This window comes from Mesorhizobium sp. M0047 (genome assembly GCF_040323315.1).
Taxonomy (GTDB): Bacteria; Pseudomonadota; Alphaproteobacteria; order Rhizobiales; family Rhizobiaceae; genus Mesorhizobium.
Map to the genome: position 1 here is coordinate 1 of NZ_JAMYUW010000102.1, position 1,299 is coordinate 1,299.

Below are 1,299 nucleotides of genomic sequence, written 5' to 3' on the forward strand. Positions count from 1 at the left end.
GCAGGACTGTCCGGGGAAAGTTATTCATATATGAAGGCCATCTGATTGAGGGAGGATCGGTCTCTTGGTCGGCTCGGATTGACCGGCGGCGGCTTATCGATGGCGTTTATTTTTCGCCGCCCGAACAAGTATTGGGCGACCAGCTCTGTGAACCGCAGGATTGGAATGGCGACACCTCGGGCGCGCGCGACGATGCGCAGCAGTGCATAGGCGATCATTGCCGCGAAGAGCTGCAGGCGGATTGCATTGCCGTTGTTGCCCAGGAACTTGCCGATCTTGAGGTGCTGCTTGATCCAGCGGAACAGAAGCTCGATTTGCCAGCGGCCTTTGTAGAGCTGCCCGATCTCGACTGCGGAGCGCTCCATGTCGTTGCTCAAAAGCATGATGGTGTCGCCTTCCTGGCGTTGGATGCGCAGGCGCCGCAGGCGTATCGGCAGCTTGCAAGCGCCCTTGCTGACCAGGTTCACCTCACTGTCTTCCAGGACCAGGAAGCCGTCGCCCTGCGGCTCGGCCACGGGGCGGTTGCACAGCTGCGCCAGCCCCATGTTGGTCTTGGGCCGCGTTACGAAGACCGACCCGGCCTCGGCGATCGCCGTCCACCAGCCATAGTGGCAATAGCCCTTGTCGAACACATAGGTCGCCGCGGGCTCGATGGTGATCCGGCGGCCGATCTGGGCGTCGTTGACGTTGGCGTCGGTGATGTCGAGGACGCGCGGATGGTCGGCCTTCGGGTCATAGACGACATGGACCTTCATGCCGCGGATGCGTCCGTTCGACTTGGCCCACTCGCACAGCTTGCCGAGCGGAATGGGGGTCGAATCGATCAGCCGCAGCATTTCTTTACCCTCTTGCCGCGTCTGCCGGTCGAGCAGGCCCGCCACCAGGCTGAAGGCCTCGGCAAAAATGGCGACCGGGCGCCGTCTGTTGGCATCCGACAAGGTCGAACGCATCAGCGGACCGCTGCCCAGGTGGTAATGATGCTGGCTGTTGGCATTCCAACCGGCTTCCAGGCCACGCAGGCTGTCGCTGCCGCAGAACTGAGCATAGATCAACACCACCAGATGATCCCAACTCCTGAACGATTTGTCGTAGGCATCGCCGTCGTGACGATCCACAATGGCTTGGAATTGACGGCGATCCATGGCTTCAAGAAGCTGCCCGAAGATGCTAGGTGCAAAGCGCATGCCCCGTTCCTTTTCTGAGTCTCGACAACCAGAGAGAAGACGGACAAACCCCGTTTTACGGGGCATGCACATGCGGCATTTCGATTCACTCAAAACTTTCCCCGGACAGCCCTGC

At 60.5% G+C, this 1,299-nt stretch carries 1 protein-coding gene; it reads right to left on the minus strand.

The window, feature by feature from the left end; all coding sequences use genetic code 11:
• Positions 1-20 precede the first annotated feature (20 nt).
• Positions 21-1,184 (minus strand): IS4 family transposase, encoded by a 1,164-nt coding sequence (locus NKJ89_RS35545; RefSeq protein WP_352609066.1) that lies wholly within the window; start codon positions 1,182-1,184, stop codon positions 21-23.
• Positions 1,185-1,299 lie beyond the last annotated feature (115 nt).